Annotated in this window: 12 protein-coding genes; 11 read left to right on the top strand and 1 reads right to left on the bottom strand. The window is 39.8% G+C overall.

Annotated elements, in window-relative coordinates; all coding sequences use genetic code 11:
• Positions 1-229: 229 nt before the first annotated feature.
• Positions 230-1465 carry a hypothetical protein gene (locus tag ACIQXP_RS08030; RefSeq protein WP_387505165.1) on the top strand — a complete coding sequence of 412 codons (1236 nt, stop codon included), beginning with the start codon at positions 230-232 and terminating at the stop codon, positions 1463-1465.
• Between the two features lie 1131 nt (positions 1466-2596).
• Positions 2597-3658: a cyclic nucleotide-binding domain-containing protein gene (locus tag ACIQXP_RS08025; protein WP_293744382.1), complete on the top strand. Its 1062-nt coding sequence runs from the start codon at positions 2597-2599 to the stop codon at positions 3656-3658.
• Between the two features lie 136 nt (positions 3659-3794).
• Here ACIQXP_RS08025 and ACIQXP_RS08020 read toward each other — a convergent pair whose 3' ends face one another.
• Positions 3795-4355: a cyclic nucleotide-binding domain-containing protein gene (locus ACIQXP_RS08020; RefSeq protein ID WP_293744383.1), complete on the bottom strand. Its 561-nt coding sequence runs from the start codon at positions 4353-4355 to the stop codon at positions 3795-3797.
• A 402-nt stretch (positions 4356-4757) separates the two neighbouring features.
• Here ACIQXP_RS08020 and ACIQXP_RS08015 point away from each other — a divergent pair, with 402 nt between their 5' ends.
• From ACIQXP_RS08015 to ACIQXP_RS07975, 9 genes are all read left to right on the top strand, one after another.
• Complete coding sequence (locus ACIQXP_RS08015; RefSeq protein WP_293744384.1) at positions 4758-5939, top strand: efflux RND transporter periplasmic adaptor subunit; 1182 nt, start codon at positions 4758-4760, stop codon at positions 5937-5939.
• Between the two features lie 19 nt (positions 5940-5958).
• Complete coding sequence (locus ACIQXP_RS08010) at positions 5959-9090, top strand: efflux RND transporter permease subunit (protein WP_387505164.1); 3132 nt, start codon at positions 5959-5961, stop codon at positions 9088-9090.
• Between the two features lie 12 nt (positions 9091-9102).
• Positions 9103-10512, top strand: a complete 1410-nt coding sequence (locus tag ACIQXP_RS08005) for an efflux transporter outer membrane subunit (RefSeq protein WP_387505163.1) — start codon at positions 9103-9105, stop codon at positions 10510-10512.
• A gap of 46 nt (positions 10513-10558) precedes the next feature.
• Positions 10559-11656, top strand: a complete 1098-nt coding sequence (locus tag ACIQXP_RS08000; RefSeq protein ID WP_387505162.1) for a sensor histidine kinase — start codon at positions 10559-10561, stop codon at positions 11654-11656.
• Positions 11653-12414, top strand: coding sequence for a LytR/AlgR family response regulator transcription factor (locus ACIQXP_RS07995; protein ID WP_293744387.1), 762 nt, complete (start codon positions 11653-11655; stop codon positions 12412-12414). The genes ACIQXP_RS08000 and ACIQXP_RS07995 overlap by 4 nt, the downstream gene beginning before the upstream one ends.
• A 738-nt stretch (positions 12415-13152) precedes the next feature.
• A complete protein-coding gene (locus ACIQXP_RS07990; protein WP_293744388.1) occupies positions 13153-13662 on the top strand; it encodes a hypothetical protein in 510 nt (169 codons plus the stop codon).
• Between the two features lie 92 nt (positions 13663-13754).
• Positions 13755-16907: a hypothetical protein gene (locus ACIQXP_RS07985; protein ID WP_387505161.1), complete on the top strand. Its 3153-nt coding sequence runs from the start codon at positions 13755-13757 to the stop codon at positions 16905-16907.
• Positions 16907-18766, top strand: coding sequence for a clostripain-related cysteine peptidase (locus tag ACIQXP_RS07980; RefSeq protein ID WP_387505160.1), 1860 nt, complete (start codon positions 16907-16909; stop codon positions 18764-18766). Before ACIQXP_RS07985 ends, ACIQXP_RS07980 begins: the two co-directional genes overlap by 1 nt.
• Positions 18767-18885: 119 nt before the next feature.
• Positions 18886-19854: a methyltransferase domain-containing protein gene (locus ACIQXP_RS07975; RefSeq protein WP_293744391.1), complete on the top strand. Its 969-nt coding sequence runs from the start codon at positions 18886-18888 to the stop codon at positions 19852-19854.
• Positions 19855-19910 lie beyond the last annotated feature (56 nt).

Below are 19910 nucleotides of genomic sequence, written 5' to 3'. Positions count from 1 at the left end.
TAGGGCCTGCTAGCTATTTTAATCGTTGATTAATGTCTCTCTTAAGTATATGGAATATTTTTTCTTTTTTTGATACGCTTTCATTATTTATTAACCGATTCTTCCTTATTAACGCTATATAAAAATAACTTCCAGTCTGACCAACTAATATTAGTCAGTTTAAGCTGAACAGGATATATTTAATTCTGTTAAGGCTGTCTAAATTATTAATCTTTAATAATACCTATTAATGAACACTCAATCAAAATATCTTCTTGTGGCATGTTTTATTCTCGCCTTATGCGGCGGATGTAAAAAGACTGAAAAAGTAGCTGAAACCACAACACCTAAAACGGAGTCAAATGGTTCCATTGCTACAATTACCACTAGCAATTTTACAAATATTACCACCACTTCTGCCATGAGTGGGGGAGTGATAACCGACAAAGGCGGGTCGCCTGTTACCGACCAGGGGGTTTGCTGGAGTACATCTCCAAAACCAACAGTGGATAACAATAAATCCGGAGTAGTGAGTGTGAGTGGATCAGGTACGTTTACCAGCGAAATTAAAGGGCTTACAGCTTCAACTAAATATTATGTTAGAGCCTTTGCTGTGAATAAAGCAGGAGTTGCTTATGGCAATGAAATCGAGCTCATTACCGCTAGCATAGCCAGCGCTACCTTTGGTTTTTCTCCCATGTATATTATAGGTTCTACTGTGGCAGCAGCAGATATTGAAGTGTTAACAGATGGTGGTGATGCCATAACAGAACGGGGAATTGTTTATGCTTCCACATCAAATCCTACCATTAATAGTAGTAAAGTGAAGCATAGTAATAAAGGGCTTGGTAAATTTAGGGTGAGTTTAAAAGACCTGACGCCAAAAACCACCTATTACGCCCGGGCTTATGCCATTAATGCAAAAGGAGTAAGTTACAGTAGTGAAGTGATCTTTAAAACCATTGCAAAAGGTAACTTCACCTATACCTTTAACAAATCTCAAAATCCTGGAGCGGAAGAGCTCGCAGCGTATAGCAGGCTGCAGGTTGCTATTGATAGTGCAGCCTGGTATTTTAATAACTATACTTCTGTTACTAAACACGTATATCTCAATTATGTTGATGGTGTACCAACAGCTGACGCAAACAATCAGGGTTGGATGCGTTTTGGAACCAATTCTTCCTATCAAAATCTCCGCACAATGCTCCATGAAGGCTCGCACACTTTAGGTACAGGAACTTCTTCATGGTGGTGGAATACGTTGGTTAATGGTAAACTTCAGGCGCCTAGCGTAACGGCTATATTGAGGCTGATTACAAATGACAGTACTGCCCAGCTTAGTGGCGATAGCCAGCATTACTGGCCTTATGGTCTTAATCAGAATTCAGAGGTGACAACAAGCTGGGATTTTGCCTATACCTGCTTAATTATCGAAGCCATGCGTAAAGATGGTTTAACAGAATTCAGCGGTACTTATACACCATAATGGTTAGATTTGAATGCAATAGTATATGCCGGTTTTCAATAACGAAATGAAAACAGGCTGTTCCAAAAATAGTAAACCCCAAAGGCTTTAGTTTAGCTTTTGGGGTTTTTATTTGTATAAGATAATTTTTAAAAAGTTGCCTCGTTGACTTAACCTGTGTCGGGTGTAACCAATGATCATATGTTTTAAAAATATCCTTACAAATCTTTCGATAAGGTCATCAAAACGGTTCCATACGGTTGGAATAGCTTCAGTTTCCACATTTTGGATCGCTCGGGTAGCAGGTACATTAGGGATCTTATAAACCCTAAATTTAGTATCGCGTATGCTTTACGGTCAAGCTATTCAGGATGATGGTTTTTAATCTCTAACCTTCCCAACAACCAAAATCATCCAGATCAGGCTTTTTAGTCTTTACCTTTAATCATTTTCTGAAATAAGAAGATTTATTTTTTTAAGGTTTTTTTTTCATAATATATTCATTTTCAGTTATATGTGATTTGTTATTCCCGTTGAAAGCTAAGGATTTGATCTCTACAGGGCTCAACTTTTGAATCAGCAAAAAATTTAAAGAACTGAAAAAATACGCGAATAAAAACGATTTATTAAAATAAATTGTATTATGCTTATATTTCTGTTTGATTTTTTTCAACCCATTAGTTGATGATGATCAAGAGGTTTTTTTATTTTTTTAACAACCTTTGAGAATATCTACCCTAAGTCTTTAACATTAATGCAATGCAAACCTTTTGAAATAAATGTGATTACCATAAACGCGATCACAAAGAAAAAAAAATGTAACGGATATGGATTTTTAATGTCTCAATCGATACGTTTAATTATCAGGTGCTTTTCAGGCCTTTGTTTTATGTTTTTCCTTCTAATACAAAATTGCTATCAAAATGCACACAGTTTGGTGGCTTTAATGATTGATTATTGACCTAAGGTAATGAGATAGCCCTTTTGGGATGATATGCTTTTACTAGGAATTCCCTGTTATACCCATTTTCAAAGCGATTAAATGCTTTGGCTAGGTAATGCTTTTTTCTGTAACAGCCGGATAAGGAACAATTAACAAACTTCGATACCTAACAGGGGCAAATGGTTTTCTGTTGGAAAAATTACATGCAAATGGAAGGCTCTAAGATATTGATTATATTAAAGGACGCCAAGCTCAGGGCGAAGATTTCCGATATATTGGTCACAGGTAAATACCTGGTTGAGTTTACAGATAATGGGAAAAAGGCTATGGAGCTGATCAGAAACCTCCCCATAGATCTGATTATTTGCGGCATGGAGTTAAACGGGATTGATGGGTTTGGTGTACTGCGGATGGTAAACAAGTTTATTGATACGGTGAGCATATCTGTAGTGATGATTGTAAAGGGAGATGATCAGTATGCGATAAGAAGATTGATGGAAATTGGTGCCGATGGCTTTCTCATTGGCGACTTTGACGATGCGGAGTTATTTAACCAGGTGGAGGCAAGGTTGAGAAAAAGACGACTTCAGTATGAGTTTTTTCTCCAACAGCAGTTTCAGCAAAAAAGTCCTACGGGCATGGATAATGGTCTTTTCTGGTTGAATGCCAAGCGACAAACATTAGTACCAAGAATTTTTAAAAAAAAACAGATAATTTTTTATAAAGGCGAACCTTGTACGGGGATTTATTACTTACTCTCAGGAAAAATAAAAACTTTTATAGCAGATTCTTCAGGCCGCGTACTGATTACGGCATTATATTACGCAGGTGATTATTTTGGTTTTCAGGATTTTACTGCCGGGTCACGCATGTCAAATACTGCAATGGTTGTTGATGATGCACAGGTAGTGGTTATTCCTTTAGGGATTATTAACGAGTTGATTCAGGAGCACCCGGAAGTGACAAATTTTCTGGCTAAAAAACTAGCGAAAATGGTACACGAAAGGGATGAACAGACATTAGAACTCGCTCATGCCACGGTAAGGGAACGGGTATCCAGATCCATTGTTAAATTGGCGAAAAAGGAAAGTAATGTATCTGATAACACCCGGCTTACACTTCCCAGAACCGACCTTGCGAATGTTATTGGAATTGCATCAGAAACCCTTAGCAGAATCCTCGGCGATTTTACAAAAGAAGGCCTTATTGAAAAGGATGGAAACGATATTATTTTAAAAAAAGTTGAACGTTTAAAAAATGTATATGACTAATGCAGGCAAAAACGCCAGACAAAGCTGGAGCAGCTATTCTGCTGATTGGTTCTCTATTGTGTTTTCACCGTACCGATTCTCTTTATCTTGCTCATTTGGATACAATTAAAAGGACTGATTCTGGCAATTTCGGCGATTATCCACATAAAGCGTAAGAAAGAAGTAGTTCTTTTGGCAGGCGTTCGTACAGTCCCGGATAAAATGTTCGAAAACGCGTAATTCTGCAGCCTGCATCAGGTAAACGAAAAATTATATTTCTTTCGCTAACATCGTTCATGGCACAGGGAAGAAGGTGGGAATAGAATAATTCAGCTAACTCGGGATGTGATTTATAGCAGGTTTCAAGGTCTTCATAATCTATTAGAAAAACGATGGCATCCTCTATGGCCTCTAAATTTAGATTTTCTGGCCTGGAACTGTTCTGACCTTGACAAATATAGATGCTACCTTCCTGTCCCAGCCATACGTTTATCTTGCCAAATTCGTCATCCTGCAAAAAACTGTTAACCAGGCCACTGCATACCACAATAATCTGGCCAGCGGTGCTGAAGGTGTTTTTCGGAAAGAGCGTTTCTCCTTTACGTATGTTTAACGCTGTGGTATGCCTAAACAGGCATCTTAGTGCTGCTCGGCTTTTAGTTCTATCGATTAATGGCAGGAACATTTTCAAAAAAAGCTTAATTTCTAATATTTCCATTTCCGGTTTTTTTGATGCTTAGCACAGCACGCTTAGCTTGTTTATGCCCTAAACAGATAAAACGATCAATAACTTATTAGAAAGTTATGGAGTGGTTTAGCTATCGCATGCTGTTAACTAATAAAGTCTATGCACTAAATTCTCCTTTACAAACTGCTATTCTATTGATTTTGCTCAAGGCGATACTTGATTCATTTCAATTAAGAGGAAAATATTAAAATTAGTCCTGCCAGTTCATGTTCCGTTCAATCTCTGTTTTAATCGGATACCAAAGTATAATGGATGTGTATTGGCTATTTCTCAGTATAAAAGGCCTTAAGGGTGTTCGCTTCAGGGCGTATATATTACGTTTGAGCTGCTATTTTCAACACCTGAGTATCATTTTAAATAAGGGTTTTCCTCATGGGGCTTTATTTTGTAGCCGAACAGGTAATAGGACCTGTTTCTACTTTCAAGATTATCATGAAAATGGGCATAACAAAAAAAACCTTGAGCTGGTTCTGTATCTCTTTATTATGGGTAGGGTGTAGCCAAGGGCCACAAAATGCTTCTACAGTACAGTCGCAGGCTTGGGAGACTGATTTTATTACATTAAATCCTGGCATCGCAACAGTTAAACAAACGTACCCAGGCAATATAGAAGGGCTCGTGAATGTTGATATCAAAGCACAGGTGAGCGGTTACCTGGAAAAAATATTTGTTAAAGAAGGTGATTATGTACTGAAAGGACAGTCGCTTTTTAAAATCAAGTCAGATGTTTTTCAGGAACAGGTTAGCAACAGTCTGGCCGCCTTGCAGGCTGCAATTGCAGCACAGGTTAACGCGCGGATCGAAGTAGAAAAAATGAAATCACTTGTTGGCGGAAGCGTGGTGTCGCCAATACAATTGAAGACGGCTGAAGCTAACCTGCAGGCAGCGAATGCACAGGTAGCCCAGGCGAAAGCCAATGTTGGAACATCTAAAATAAACGCTGGTTTTGCACTGATCAAAGCACCCGTAAGTGGCTATATAGGCAGGATTCCGAATCGGGTTGGCAACCTGATCTCAGCAACTGATGCTACTCCACTAACCACCCTTTCAGATATCAGTACAGTATATGTTTATTTCTCGGTTAGTGAGGCAGAATTTATGCGCCTGCATTCCGGAAATCCCGATCGCACTGCCAAAACGAAAATTGGCCTGGTTACAGCCGACGGGCTGTATTATCCCGAAAATGGTAAGCTGCAGATTGCCAGTGGAAACGTTGACCGGATAACCGGAACAGTAAGCATGAAAGCGGTATTCAATAATCCAAAAAGAATTTTGCGTTCTGGAGGCTCGGCCAATGTGGTAATAGAAGAATCTATATCGAATGTGCTATTAGTTCCTAAAGCAGCAGTTAAAGATATACAGGATAAGTTTTTTGTTTATCGCCTGGCTGATAACAATATGGTGAGAATGATTCCTATTGAAATAAAAGCCGAAAGTGGTGATGACTATATTATCAGATCGGGTGTAAAAAATGGGGAAAAGGTTGCCATCAACCGTATGGATGTGCTTTATGATGGCGTTCAGGTAAAACCAAAGATCAAAGTAAAATCTTAAAATTTTTTCATTGAAATTTATGTTACAAAAAATAATAGATAGGCCGGTATTTGCAACCGTTATTTCCATTGTCATCGTGATTTTGGGTGTAATCGGTTTAACACGCCTGTCGCTAACCCGGTTTCCGGATATTTCTCCGCCTACGGTAATGGTTTCTGGTGCCTATCCCGGAGGAAACAGTGAATCTGTTATCCGTTCGGTAGTTACTCCGCTGGAAGAACAGATTAATGGTGTTGAAGACATGCAGTACATCAAATCAACAGCATCAAATGATGGTTCGTTTTCCATATCCATCATTTTTAAGCAGGGTGTAAATGCAGACCAGGCTGCGGTTAATGTGCAGAACCGGGTACAACAGGCCACACCAATTCTTCCGCAGGAAGTGGTCCGTAATGGGCTAACCACTTCAAAGCAGCAGAATAGTATGATCATGATTTTTAATCTGTATACTGACAACAATAAAAAATATGATGAGCTTTTTCTGCAAAACTATGCCAATATCAATTTAATTCCACAGATCAAACGTGTTCCGGGCGTAGGCCAGGCACAGGTATTTGGTACGAAAGATTATTCCATGCGTATTTGGCTCAATCCACGTAAAATGGCTTCGTTGGGACTTGTACCTGCAGATGTTTCTAATGCTATTGCAGACCAAAGCCTTGAGGCTGCCCCGGGAAAACTTGGTGAGGACTCTGATGCTGCCCTTGAATATGTAATTCGTTATAAAGGAAAGAAAAACCTGGTTCAGGATTACGAACGCATGGTGGTTAAACGAAATGGCGGAAGTGTCATCCGTCTGAAGGATGTGGCTAGAGTGGAATTTGGATCAACTAGTTATTCTGGAGCCAATAAATCGAATAACCGTAATGCGGTAACTATTGCGATTAACCAAACAACCGGATCGAATGCAAATGAAATTGAAAAGGGCGTTGATGTTGAAATTAAAAAGCTGGAAAAAACTTTTCCGCCGGGAATTCATTTTTCTAAGATTTTAAGTACAAAAGAAAAACTCGATCTCTCGATCGACCAGGTTAAAACTACCTTGATTGAAGCATTTATCCTGGTATTTATTGTTGTTTTCCTGTTTCTTCAGGACATCAGATCAACCATCATCCCTGCTATAGCAGTACCGGTGGCCATTATTGGAACTTTTTTCTTTTTGTTAGTTTTAGGATTTACTATAAATGTGCTTACACTCTTTGCTCTGGTGCTGGCCATTGGAATTGTTGTGGATGATGCCATTGTCGTGGTTGAAGCGGTTCATAGCAAGATGGAAACTTCAGATTTAAGCGGTCGTGCAGCCACAAAAGCTGCAATGAGTGAGATTACCGCGGCCGTAATATCGATAACCCTTGTAATGGCAGCGGTGTTTATTCCAATTGGATTTATGTCCGGATCAGCCGGACTTTTTTACAAACAGTTTGCCTATACCCTGGCCATCGCTATTGTCATATCAGCTGTTAATGCGCTTACGCTTACGCCTGCTTTGTGTGCAATCCTGTTAAAAAACAATCACCAGGGTGGTAAAGCTACAGCACACCGTAAGCCGACTGGACTTAAGGATCGCTTTTTTAACGCCTTTAATGCTGGCTTTAATCATTTAACGAATAGATACATCATTGGGCTGCGGTTTTTAATTTCAAAAAAATGGATTTCAGCATGGCTTATCGCATTAACGATTGGGGTGGCGGCCTGGTTGATGATCACCACCCCGAAAAGTTTTGTACCAGAGGAAGATGATGGAATGTTCATGTTTGCGCTATCCATGCCGCCGGGGACAGGGCTCAATAGCACTACCCAGGTAACCAAAGAAATTGGCGACAAACTTGCCAAAATCGAAGCTGTGGGAGAAAATACCTCCATTACCGGTTTTAATTTATTGAGTAATGCAGCAGGACCATCCTATGCAATGGGTTTTGTTACCGTAAAACCTATCAGGGAGCGGGGTAAAGTAAAAGATATCAATCAGATCATGAACCAGGTTAACCAGGCCATTACTACTGTTAAGGGTGGAACTGTAATGGCTTTTCGGATGCCGCCTGTAGAGGGTTATGGTGTTACGGGTGGTGCTGAATTTGCCTTGCAGGATCGTATGGGACGTAATCCACAACAGCTTAAACAAAAGGCCGATCAGATTATCGGGGAACTTTCAAAGAAGCCGGGAATAGCCATGGCATATACCACTTTCAGGGCCGATTATCCTCAGCTTGAACTGCAAGTGAACGAAGATAAGGCAAAACAAATGGGGGTTGGTGTCAGTAACCTGCTGGGTGTTGTACAAAATTATTTTTCCGGAGACCAGTCGCTGAACTTCTCCAGGTTTGGTAAATTTTACCGGGTAAATATCAAGGCGGAAGGAATATTCAGAATGGATGCCCATGCTTTTCAGGAAATCTATGTAAAAAGTGAAGACGGACAAATGGTTCCGGCATCTACGCTGGTAACCCTGCACAAAGTATACGGGCCAGAATCGGTAGGGCGGTACAATCTATACAACTCTTTAAATATCAACGTTACCGGGGCGCCTGGTGTAAGCAATGGGGTGGTTATGCAACGTGTTGAAGAAACGCTATCAAAACTGCCTGCTGATTATAGTTATGAGTGGACGGGCTTAAGCCTGGAAGAAAAAGCCAGCGGTAACCAAACAGTTATAATTTTAGGGCTATGTCTGCTATTCGTATTTTTTATTCTTGCTGCAAAATACGAAAGTTATCTCTTACCGCTTTCGGTGCTGCTTTCCATTCCTACAGGTGTGATAGGCGCTTTTATTGGTATCAAGGCAGTTGGATTGGACAATAACATTTACGTGCAGATCGGCCTCATCATGCTGGTGGGTTTGCTAGCCAAAAATGCGATCCTGATTGTAGAATTTGCCATTCAGAAACGCCAGGCTGGTTTAACTATTGTAGATGCAGCTATTGAAGGCGCCCGTTCAAGGCTGAGGCCAATCATCATGACCTCTCTTGCCTTTATCGTTGGAATGATTCCGCTCATGACGGCCACCGGGGGTACCGCAGTAGGTAACCGTTCCATCAGTGTAAGCTCTGCCATGGGCATGCTTTCAGGTATAGTGCTAGGCGTAATTGTTATTCCTCTGCTATTTATAATGTTTCAATATCTGCACGAAAAAATTTCTGTTCAAAAAAATTAAAGTTTAGATAAAATGATTCGGATACAAAATTTGATATTATTGGCGTTTTGCATCATGTTTTATTCAGCTTGTTTGTTGAAGAAGCCTCAGGTTAAACCCTCCATGCAAATGCCCAAAAGCTATAGGGAATCTTCATCACTTACCGGCGATTCCCTAAGCCTTCCCTGGAAATTTTTTTTCGGTGGTGAAAAACTACAGCATCTGATCTCCATGTCCTTAAAACGAAATAATGATCTGGCGGCAGCCAAACTTACTATAAAGCAGCTGGAGGCTGGATTAAGGGAGGCCAAACAGGCGCTCCTGCCAACCCTTGATCTGAATGTAACGGCGGCCAGAAACTGGATGTCTAAAAACTCATTAAACGGTTCATTGAGCGAGCAGTTTACGAAAACGAGCTATATAGATGATTACAATGCACAGTTCAGGGTATCATGGGAAGCCGATATCTGGGGGAAAGCCGCCCTGCAGCAAGACGGTGCTTATGCAGATTTAATGGCGAATAAGGAAAGTGCGAGGGCTTTGCAAACCAGAATTATTGCCCAGGTAGCCCAGGCATATTATAATTTGCTGTCTCTTGATGAACAATTCAGAATTGCGGAACGAAATCAGGTTTTAAGCGACAGTACGTTGAAGATGACGGCTTTGCAGTACAACGCCGGACAGGTAAATTCATTGGCTGTTCAACAGGCTAAAGCACAATTGAAAACGGCCGAATTACTGGTTCCGCTTGTAAAACAAAACATCGCGATACAGGAAAATGCATTGAGCATATTGTGTGGTGAATTTCCAGCTTCTATTGACAGAGAACAAGATTTTAGTCTGGCTGCACTTAACCAGGGTTTTGGTAGTGAATTGCCGGTAAGGTTGCTAAGCAGAAGGCCGGATGTTAAAGCCGCAGAATGGGTTGTAATGAATGCACAGGCCAAATTAGGGCTGGCAAAAGTGGCCATGTATCCTTCGTTCAGCCTAACACCATCTATTGGCGCCAATTCATTTAAACTGAACTCCTGGTTTAATTTGCCTGGGTCGCTGGCTAAAAACCTGGCAATTAATCTCACCCAGCCGATATTTCAGAAGAGAACACTTAAAACAGCTTATGAGCGAGCCTCTTTGGAGCAGGAAAAGGCTGTACTTCAGTTTAAGCAGAGCGTGCTGACTGCCGTGGGAGAGGTGAGCGATGCACTGGAAAAACAGAAACGTGCTGCAGAACGGCTGGTATTGGTTGACGAGAAGGTAGTGGCCCTAAAAAAAGCAACGAAAGATGCTTCGTTACTTTACCAGAACGGGATGGCAACCTACCAGGAAATCATCACAGCGCAAAATAATTTACTGCAGACCGAACTTGAAGGCGCCAATATACGTTTGGAAAAACTTCAGGCTGCTGTTGATTTGTACCGTAGCCTGGGCGGAGGATTGCAATGATATGAATAGCTTTGCTACTGATGCTGGCAAAGCTTATTTTTACACTATGGGAAAAACAAACTATATAAGGGAGAAAATCCCTGTACGCCATGTAATTATAGTAAGTTTAGCCGCGCTGGTGATTCTTACCATGCTTTCTTATCTGGTAGATCCATACGACCCCTATTGGAAAGAGCATTATATTAGCCCGGGCTGGATTGCTTTTCGCGATACCCTGTACACTTACATATATGTTTTGCTGCTCACGGTGATCAGTTTTTGGGTAGATCGTAAACTCGATCGCTGGTTAACCTGGGAAAAAAAATCGGGCATACGGCTACTTGTCCAGACACTTCTGCAGACCATTATAGCCATTATCTCTGTTCACCTTATGGACCTGGCCTATGTTGCTGTTTTTTTAGAGAAAGAACCTAATTATTCAAGAGAGGAACTCAGGCTTTTCTCGCAATTTCTAACCTCAGCAGTTATTCTTTCTTTATTGATCATGGCGGGTAATATTGGTTATTATTTCCTGACCAACTGGAAGAAAACAGCCACATTGGCGCTTGAACTCGAGGTAAATGCAGCCCAGCATAAACAGGCTGCCAGTGAGGCCGAGCTCTATGCTTTAAGGCTGCAGATCGATCCGCATTTTGTTTTCAACAACCTGAGTGTTCTGGCAGAGCAGATTTTACAGGATCAGCAAAAGGGCTTTGAATATGCAGAAAACTTCGCCAAGGTGTACCGCTATTTGCTGGTCAATTCAAAAAAGGATAAAATTTCGGTTGCTGAAGAACTTAGGTTTTTAGAATCATATTTGTTTTTGACCAGGGTAAGGATTGGATCAGGGATCTCCTTTAACATAGATCTTGCGCACATCAGTAAAGATGCCATGATACCACCAATGTCACTGCAGCTTTTGGTAGAAAATGCCATCAAGCATAACCGTACTGTGAAATCAGATCCTTTGCTGATCGAAATTAAATCGTCAAAGAGCGACGAAATTTTAGTCCGTAATGAACTAAAACCATTGTTGACCCATCTGGATGGAACCGGAATTGGCCTGGGTAATGTCAGGGATCGTTATCGCCTGCTCAATGTGCCTGAAATCATAATAACCAAGACGGACAAGCATTTTACGGTACTTTTACCCTTACTAAAATGATCAATATATTAATTATAGAAGATGAACAGCCTAATGCCGAACGACTCAAAAGGTTAGTGCTGGCCATAAAACCGCAAGCGGTGATTTTGGATGTATTGGATACCGTTGCCGGCAGTGTTGACTGGCTAAAATCAAATCCTGTTCCTGATTTGATCTTGATGGATATCAGACTTGCCGATGGAATTAGTTTTGAGATTTTTAATCAGGTAGAAGTAAAAAGCCCTATTATTTTTACAACAGCTTACGATGAGTATGCTGTACGGGCATTCAAGTTTAACAGCGTGGATTATCTGCTTAAACCAATAGAGCAGGAGGAACTTGCTGCAGCGCTTGAGAAAGTTGGTCAACGGACTGAAAATGTATCTGCAATGATAACCGACCGGTTGCAGGGCGTAATTGATTCACTAGAGAACAAAAAGATCAGAACACGCTTTCTAATCCCTCATAAAGACGGTTATAAAATTCTTGCCGCTAATGATGTCAGCTTCTTTCATTCTGAACATAAAGTTACTTACGCACATTTGCCCAATGGCAAGAACGAAGTTGTACCCCAAAATCTGGAAGAACTGGAAGAGCAGTTAGATCCATCACTTTTTTTCAGGCTCAACAGACAGTTTATCGTAAACGTCAATGCCATTGACAAGGTCTACAATCATTTCAATTCAAAACTCAAAGTTACTTTTCGTCATTATGCTCTATATGAAGCATTTGTAAGCCGGGAACGGGCACCGCTATTTAAAGCCTGGTTAGATCAATGACAATCTGCTTTAGCTTTAAATAGGACTGGATTTTAACACGCTGATTGATTTAAAAGGAATTGCAGTAGCCATCTCAAAAGATGCAAAGCATTTCATAGATCTTATACGGTGAATTCACTAACGGCCTCTTTTTTATGCGCTTGTAGAAATCACTAAGTAAGAACAATTTCCACGCATATTAGGGCTTTTATTGCCATCTTCTACTCCGGAGACCATTTTAATATTTTTTCTTCATAGAGTTTTACTTAAAATAATAAAAATATTATATTCGTAAAGCAGTTATCTGCAAGATGCAATAACTGTTCAGAATTATCTAACGGTAATTTTGAAGGAACAATCCGGATACGCAACGCTCTCAGATCACAACTCTTTCTCGTTGCAACTGTATTGCACAAGGCCAATTTTTTATTCGGCATAAAATGGGCTGATATTTTTTGTGCCTAAAAATGGATTTAACGACCAAATATAGTTGATATGCAAACAATAATAGCCTTAATGTGGGCTTTGGCAAAAAATGCCAAAGACAAATCAAATAATAAGCCAGCTTGTGTAGGCTCATATCACTGTTTTTAACGAAGTCGATTTTTGAAACCATTGCCAATCGAATCCAGATTGCTGAGCAATCTGGATTCGATTGGCTAATCATCTTATAAAAACTAAGTGGAGTCCAGAGACCACCAAGCAAACGGGGCATCATCCGAAAAGCCAGAGGAGTAGGAAAAATAAGAACTTAAAAAAATGAGTGACATGAATCTTCAGTTGGGCGTACAGTTCCAATTACTTAAAACCAAATTAGTAGCAGTTTATGAAAAAGCCGGGAACGATTCTTCTTTTCTTTTGATACCAACAAATTTGGAGGAGGTAGGTAGCGCTACCTTAGAAGAAATGATACAAGATTTAACAGCTGCCTTTGGCAGTGAGGTGAATACGGATAAAATAAAAAGCGATCTAAACGGATTAAATTCTGGCGAAAGGGCAAATGCCAACTTTGACTTGAATAAGCTTAAATTTAGCTTGAAAACCGCTTATATTTATGTGAAAGGTAGTGTCAAGGAATATGCTTTTGCCATTGAGGTAGATTGTGAAGGTGCCGTTCCTGATTTAGGATTCGTAACAATTGAGAAGTTGGCTTTTAAAATCTGGAATACGAAAAGGAATGTCGTATTGAAGCAGTTAAATTTAGATACCATTGAGAATTTAGTTAAGAAACTCGATGCACCTGAAAAAAAAGTAACTGAAGCAGGATAGCCGGATATAATAAATTCGTAGGAATAGGCATTAGGGAGGGCGAGCTATTATCTGTTAGTTACAGCCCCGGGCAGCATAAATTTTAGTTCATAATGAGTAACCAAACCAACATCGCTTTTTCGGCTACCGCGAAGATTTTTGAGTTAGATGCCTCAGTAACCATCATGGTAAATAACAATGAAAAATTGATTTTTGGAGAGCTTGATACCAGTCACGCTAAAATCAAAGATTTGTTGAATAACAATGAGTTAGGTGTTTATGGGCTGGCTGGCCAATTTACGTTATTTAATAGCTTATCCGGGACCTTTAAAGCACAGGTGCTGAAAGCTGCAGGTATCTGGTCTGTGGTGATTCATTACGATAAAGAGGTTGCGGGTGATAAAGCTTCTCTTTATGCCAACGTGGTGGTGCTAAGCGATGCTAAACAGTTGGCTTTAAGCATAGATACCGGTTTTTTTCGGAATGGCAATGCATTGGAGCAGTTCATTTATGATACAATGACTTTCTTTAGTATAAAAAAAGTAGCGCTAATCGTCAGGAACAAAACCTCCAATGCAATTAACCAGTATTTGAAGCGAACCGCATCAGGTCATTTTCCCGATATGGTCATGTCAGACCGCTTTAACCAGCAGTTGGTTGCTAACGCATTGTTTGATTTGAAAAATAGTGATAGTGCATTTGGAAAGGGACTTTATCAATTAACAGGTCTGGATCATATTGATCTGATTATAGGAACGGCGTTAAACGCTTCAGCTTTTGAAGCAATGCTGATCAGTGCCGATATCAGAAAAGAAGGTTATGAAATTGAAAATTTGTATTTCGGCATTAAACAGCATAATGGAATCTACTTAGCGGCAGGAGGGAAGCTCAATTTTCCATTGAAAGAAGATGTGTTAACCTTTGTTCTTGCCGGAAGCCTGTCCGTTTCTTCCTTTAACCTGTCTGCCTCTTCAAGCTATAAAATACCGATAAACAATAAGATTAGCCTGAGCGATTTAGGTTTGATGATTGGTGTTGGGGCAACTGGTGTTACTTTCGGCATGACTGGTAGGGTAACAACCAATAATATATCCATTTTTGCTGGGTTTATTGTGAGCCAGGCTAATATTGGATTAATTACCGCGGCAATTACCTCTACCAAGGGCAGGACTTCCCTAAAGGATATTATTGTTGATATTGCGGAAGTTGATTTTCCTGGAATAGAATTTCTAGATGTGGTAGCCTTGGCTGATTTTGAAATCAATAACGCTAAAATGTCCCAATGGACCTACCCTTCTCATCCGGATAATACCGATAAAGCGGAGATTTTAAGGAACTTCAATTCAAGCCTGCCAACCGAACTTGCCATACCTGCCGTTGAAAATCTTCAGGTTTCTGATTTAGGAGGCAACCACCAATGCATCGTTACCGATACCTCAACCATGCGCCATTACCGGGTTGATACCTCGGGAGCCATATCTCTAAACTGCCAGCTGTTTATATGTACTCAGCCTACCGTAATTGGAAATTACCAGATGAATGTGGGCTTTTTTCTCTGCGGTACAATCGAAATTTTTAATGTAAAGGCAAGAGGACTTTTCCTGATCGAGCCTGGCAACGCTATTTTGGCATTGATCGAAATTTCAAAGATTGAAATTAAAGGGATATTTGAATTGACGAGGTCCCGAAAAACAATGCCTATGGAACCTGTAAAGGGTGGGCTGGCGGGCGCGCTGATAAAAGCAGATGCTCAAGGTCCGGTATTGTATTTAAATGTTAACAGGGCAACAAAAAAACTCGAATTTTATTTGAGTGCTTATGTCAATATCTTAAATATTTTTCAGTTGGATACCCTGATTCTCCTTAAAGACAGGATGGTATTTATTGATCTGGAACTGCAATATGTTGGTTTTAAAATCCTTTTTCATTTAGAAGGAAACTATGCCAATTTTTCGAGCAGTGGATTTAATGCGCATGTGGTGTTCGATACCAGTGGATTTATCAAGCTTTTGGAAGAAGCACAGAATGCAGTGCGGGATGCAGCCCGGACCGTGCAAAATTCTATAGAAAATGCAAACCGAAAATTGACTGAAGCGCAACAGCAGATCTTAAATCTGAATAACACAATCAATGAGTATAACAATTACATCAGAGATTATGGTAATAGAAGAGCAGATGCTTCTTGGTGGCGGGTGGATGAAAAAATTTATTATTCAGCCCAGATTTTATACTATGAAACCCTAAAAGTAGGTGTAAATGTGGCTATCGGAGTAGCGTATGGCGCTTTGGAGATAGCTAAAGCAGCTTTAACGCTTGGGGGTAAAATTGCATCGGGAGCTTTGGAGGCGGTAGCTAATATTTTAGGCGCCATTACCAGGTTATTTTGGATCAGATCTTTTGTATTGGGTATGGAATTTGGCCCTGATGCCAAAAAAATAGAAGCTGAACTTGAATTGACCGTTTTTGGAAATGATATCACGTTAAAAGGCTCGTTAGATATCGATAAAGCAATGAACGATATGGGAGCTTTGATTACCGGTTTTGTGAAGGATAAACTATCTGCTAAAACGAAAGAAGTGACCTCAAATATCAATAACGGCATTTTTAGAACTTTAAGTTCAGAAACGGATTATCATATGTTAACACCTAAGCTGCAAAGCATTGCCCAAAATAAAAAGGACTATTACGACTTACTGGAATTTCATGAAATGATAGCGGATTTTCTGGTCGAATCGAATAAGAAATACCTGACCGAGTATGAAAAACAACCCGACGACTGGCAACAAAACATATGCGAAATGGAAGAAGTAAAACTCAAAAATGACGTGATTCAGCGCCAGTGCGTGGAAGCCTTTGACGATGAGTTTGTAAATTCATTGGATGAGGTGATTACATTGGTACGGGAAAACCAGGTTAGAGCCAACATTTCTAATGAAATGGACCAGCAGATGACCGATCTTCTGGATCTTGTTAGGGATATCAATAATCAGAAAACAGTTGCAAGAAGTTTGAGGAGCGAAAAGCGCTCTTTGTTTTCAAGAATGGAGAATGTAATTGAAGATAATAACGAGGTTAAAAGATCATTTAAGGCCAATAACGATTTTGATATCGATCAGGCCAATGAGAATTATGCAGATGGATTGTCAGAATTGCTGAAAAAAACCTTTCCGGATAATATGAATGAATATAGCGAGGAATTTAAAGAATCTGTTGCCGCAGCAATTTATCAATTCAGAAACCCTCCACAAGTTAACCCGAGAAGATAATGGGCTTCATTAAAACAAATGTCCGCATACTGTTCATACTGGCTGGACTGATATTTTACGGTGTTACCAGCCATGCCCAAAACCTGGAGCCTAAACGCAGTTTTGTACTGCTGATCTATATGAATGGTTCAGACCTGGAAAGCAAGCATGAATTGGCAAGTGAAGACATTAATGAGATTATCCGTTCCTATAAAAATACCGAGGATAATTTTGCAACGGTGATTTTGCATGGTGGGACTAAAAAGTGGCATTTTTCTGAACAGATCTCCGGCGATAGCCTTACTTATAGTAAGGTGACCAAAGAGGGGTTTGAAAAAGTAAAAGTAACAGCAAACAAAAGTATAGGAGATCCATCAACCCTGGTTGATTTTATTTCTTTTAGTAAAGAGAACTTCCCGGCAGAAAGATATGGGCTGATTTTTTGGAATCACGGAAGAGGCAGTGTGCATGGTTTTGGTTATGATGAATTATTTCCTGAAGATATTTCCCTTTCCCTGCATGAAATGGGAGAGGCTTTCGCAGATTTGAAACGTAGCCAAAATGATTTGGATCTGGATTTTATAGGTTTTGATGCCTGTTTAATGGCAACTATCGAAACCGCCACTGTATTTGCACCTTATGCTGATTATATGATAGCTTCTCAGGAACTTGAACCAGGCAATGGCTGGAATTATGAATATATCATCAACGCCTTATCTACTCAACCACACCTAAAAACGGTTGATCTTCTGGAGGGAATTGCAAAATCATATATTGATGCCTATTCGTCTCAACCTTATTTGCAAGCAACCTTATCAGTAATCGCGCTTGATAAAGTAGGTGCTTTAAATGCAAGTGTAGGAAACCTGATCAGTAAAATTTCTGCAAATCTAAATTCAACGTACCCGGCTAAAGAAGCTTTTAAACAGAAATCCAATTACAGGGCCAGGTCCAAATCATTCGGATTACCTTCTTTTTCGTTCGCGGCTGAAGATATGATTGATATTTCTAGCTTTTTTAAAATAGCAGCGAAAAGCACTGACACATTGTTTGGCGATTTTGAGAAAAAGTTGAAAGATGCAGTTGTATGCAATGTTTATTCAAAAAACTTAGATAAAGACGCCATTTCAGGTCTCTCGGTATATTTTCCCTACTATAACAGAAAAACCGCCAGTCAACTAAAAGATTATCTGCTAACGCCATTCAATATAGAATTTGAAAAATTTATCGAAAATTATGTAGCCGAACTGATTGGAGGAGATGTGGATAGCGTTTTTGTTAAAGATTCCGGAAGAAAGCTAAATGCAGCCATGTTGGTTAATACCAATAAAATTTATTTAAATATCAGAAGGTTAACAGGAGATAGTACGTTGGTGTCGTACGGATTGGATGCTTACGATATTAATGTAGATGACCGCGGATACATCACGCTGTATGGCGGGAATAAAAAATGGGACGCCAGGTGGATCAGTATCAACGATATCAATGTCTGTGCATTTATGGGACTCTCCAACCAATCGGGGATATCATATAATGTGCCTGTACTTTTGAATGGAAAACAAGCAGAGCTGGTAATAAAGTATTTTAATGTTGAAAGAAAGAATCTGGCTAAAGTAACCGGATATCGGGAGATTTCTGCTGAAGGGATTACAGATAAAATTAAGAACCTGCAGGCTTATGATGAAATTACTTTTCTGGGTCAGGATAGTATTGGTGGATCAATGAGTATCACATTGGGTAAACTGCTTATTGCTGATCCTTTAGCTTTAGACGTCAAACTTTCAACCATGCCAAAAGGAAATTATCAGGTAGGGTTTTGTATGGTCGATTTTTTTGGCAATAAACACTATACCAAATTTGAAGATTATATCATTAATTAAAAACCTCATTACTACAGATCTAAATAGATTGATGATCAGATCATCATACCAACTAACTTTATACTTTTAGTTTCGCATCAATTTTTCAGCACTAGATATCAGAAATAAACATGGAATTAATGACTCAAAAGCGCAATGAAAGCCTTTCGGCAGCTACGCATAGCTTACTTTTCGATAATGACTATCTGCATATTAAAAATGCAATTGAACAACTCCATTTGCTGTTTGCCGGCGTAACCGGAGTAAAGGCAGGAAACATTACAGATCAGGATATAAAATTAACCTATGGCACTGCTGTTTCAACCATTAAAGCTGCGCATTGCCTTAAAGAATTAGAACGTACCCTTAAATTTATAAGGGGCATTCATCAGGCAGTTAACCATTTATTAGATGCAATGCCCGGGCAAACCATAAACATATTATATGCCGGTTGCGGCCCTTATGCCACGTTGCTTACACCTTTAACCTCAAGATTTACCTCGGCGCAGATCAACTTCATTTTACTGGACATCAATACAGATTCGTTGGATGCTGCAAAAGTGCTTTACGAGCAATTAGGCCTGTCTGATTACGTAATCGATTATGTTTGCGCTGATGCAACTATTTACACATTTCCTGATGCCATCCATATTGATATGGTGATTTCTGAGACCATGTTAAATGCGTTGCGTAAGGAGCCACAATTGGCCATTATGAACAATTTAATCCCACAAATGCGTCCAGAAGCTATATTTATTCCGGAAAAAATTTCTGTTGAGGCCGTATTAACGCGGTGGGAAGAAGAATATCGCTATTTTACAACCCCTGTTTATCAACCTAAAAGGATAAAGGCAGGATTGGTGTATTGTGCCAGCCGTCAGTTTAAACTTCCACAGCCGGTGGTTGTACAGATACCTGCCTCTGAAACCCATAACCGACTTGATTTATTTACGGAAATAACCGTATTTGGCGAAGAGGTGCTAACTACCTACAACTGTAGCTTAACCATGCCATTAGCTGTATGTAAATTAGAAAACCAATATGAGGGTACAGCCGTGAAATTTGAATACATCATGTCTGATCATCCTGGCTTTACCTATACCATTTAAAGATTTAAATACCGGCAGATATACTTTCTGCCGGCGCTTTTAAAATTAAACTTGCT

This window comes from Pedobacter suwonensis, from assembly GCF_044762335.1.
GTDB lineage: Bacteria > Bacteroidota > Bacteroidia > Sphingobacteriales > Sphingobacteriaceae > Pedobacter.
The sequence above is the reverse complement of the archived record's forward strand: the minus strand, read 5'-3'. Positions and strand labels throughout refer to the sequence as shown.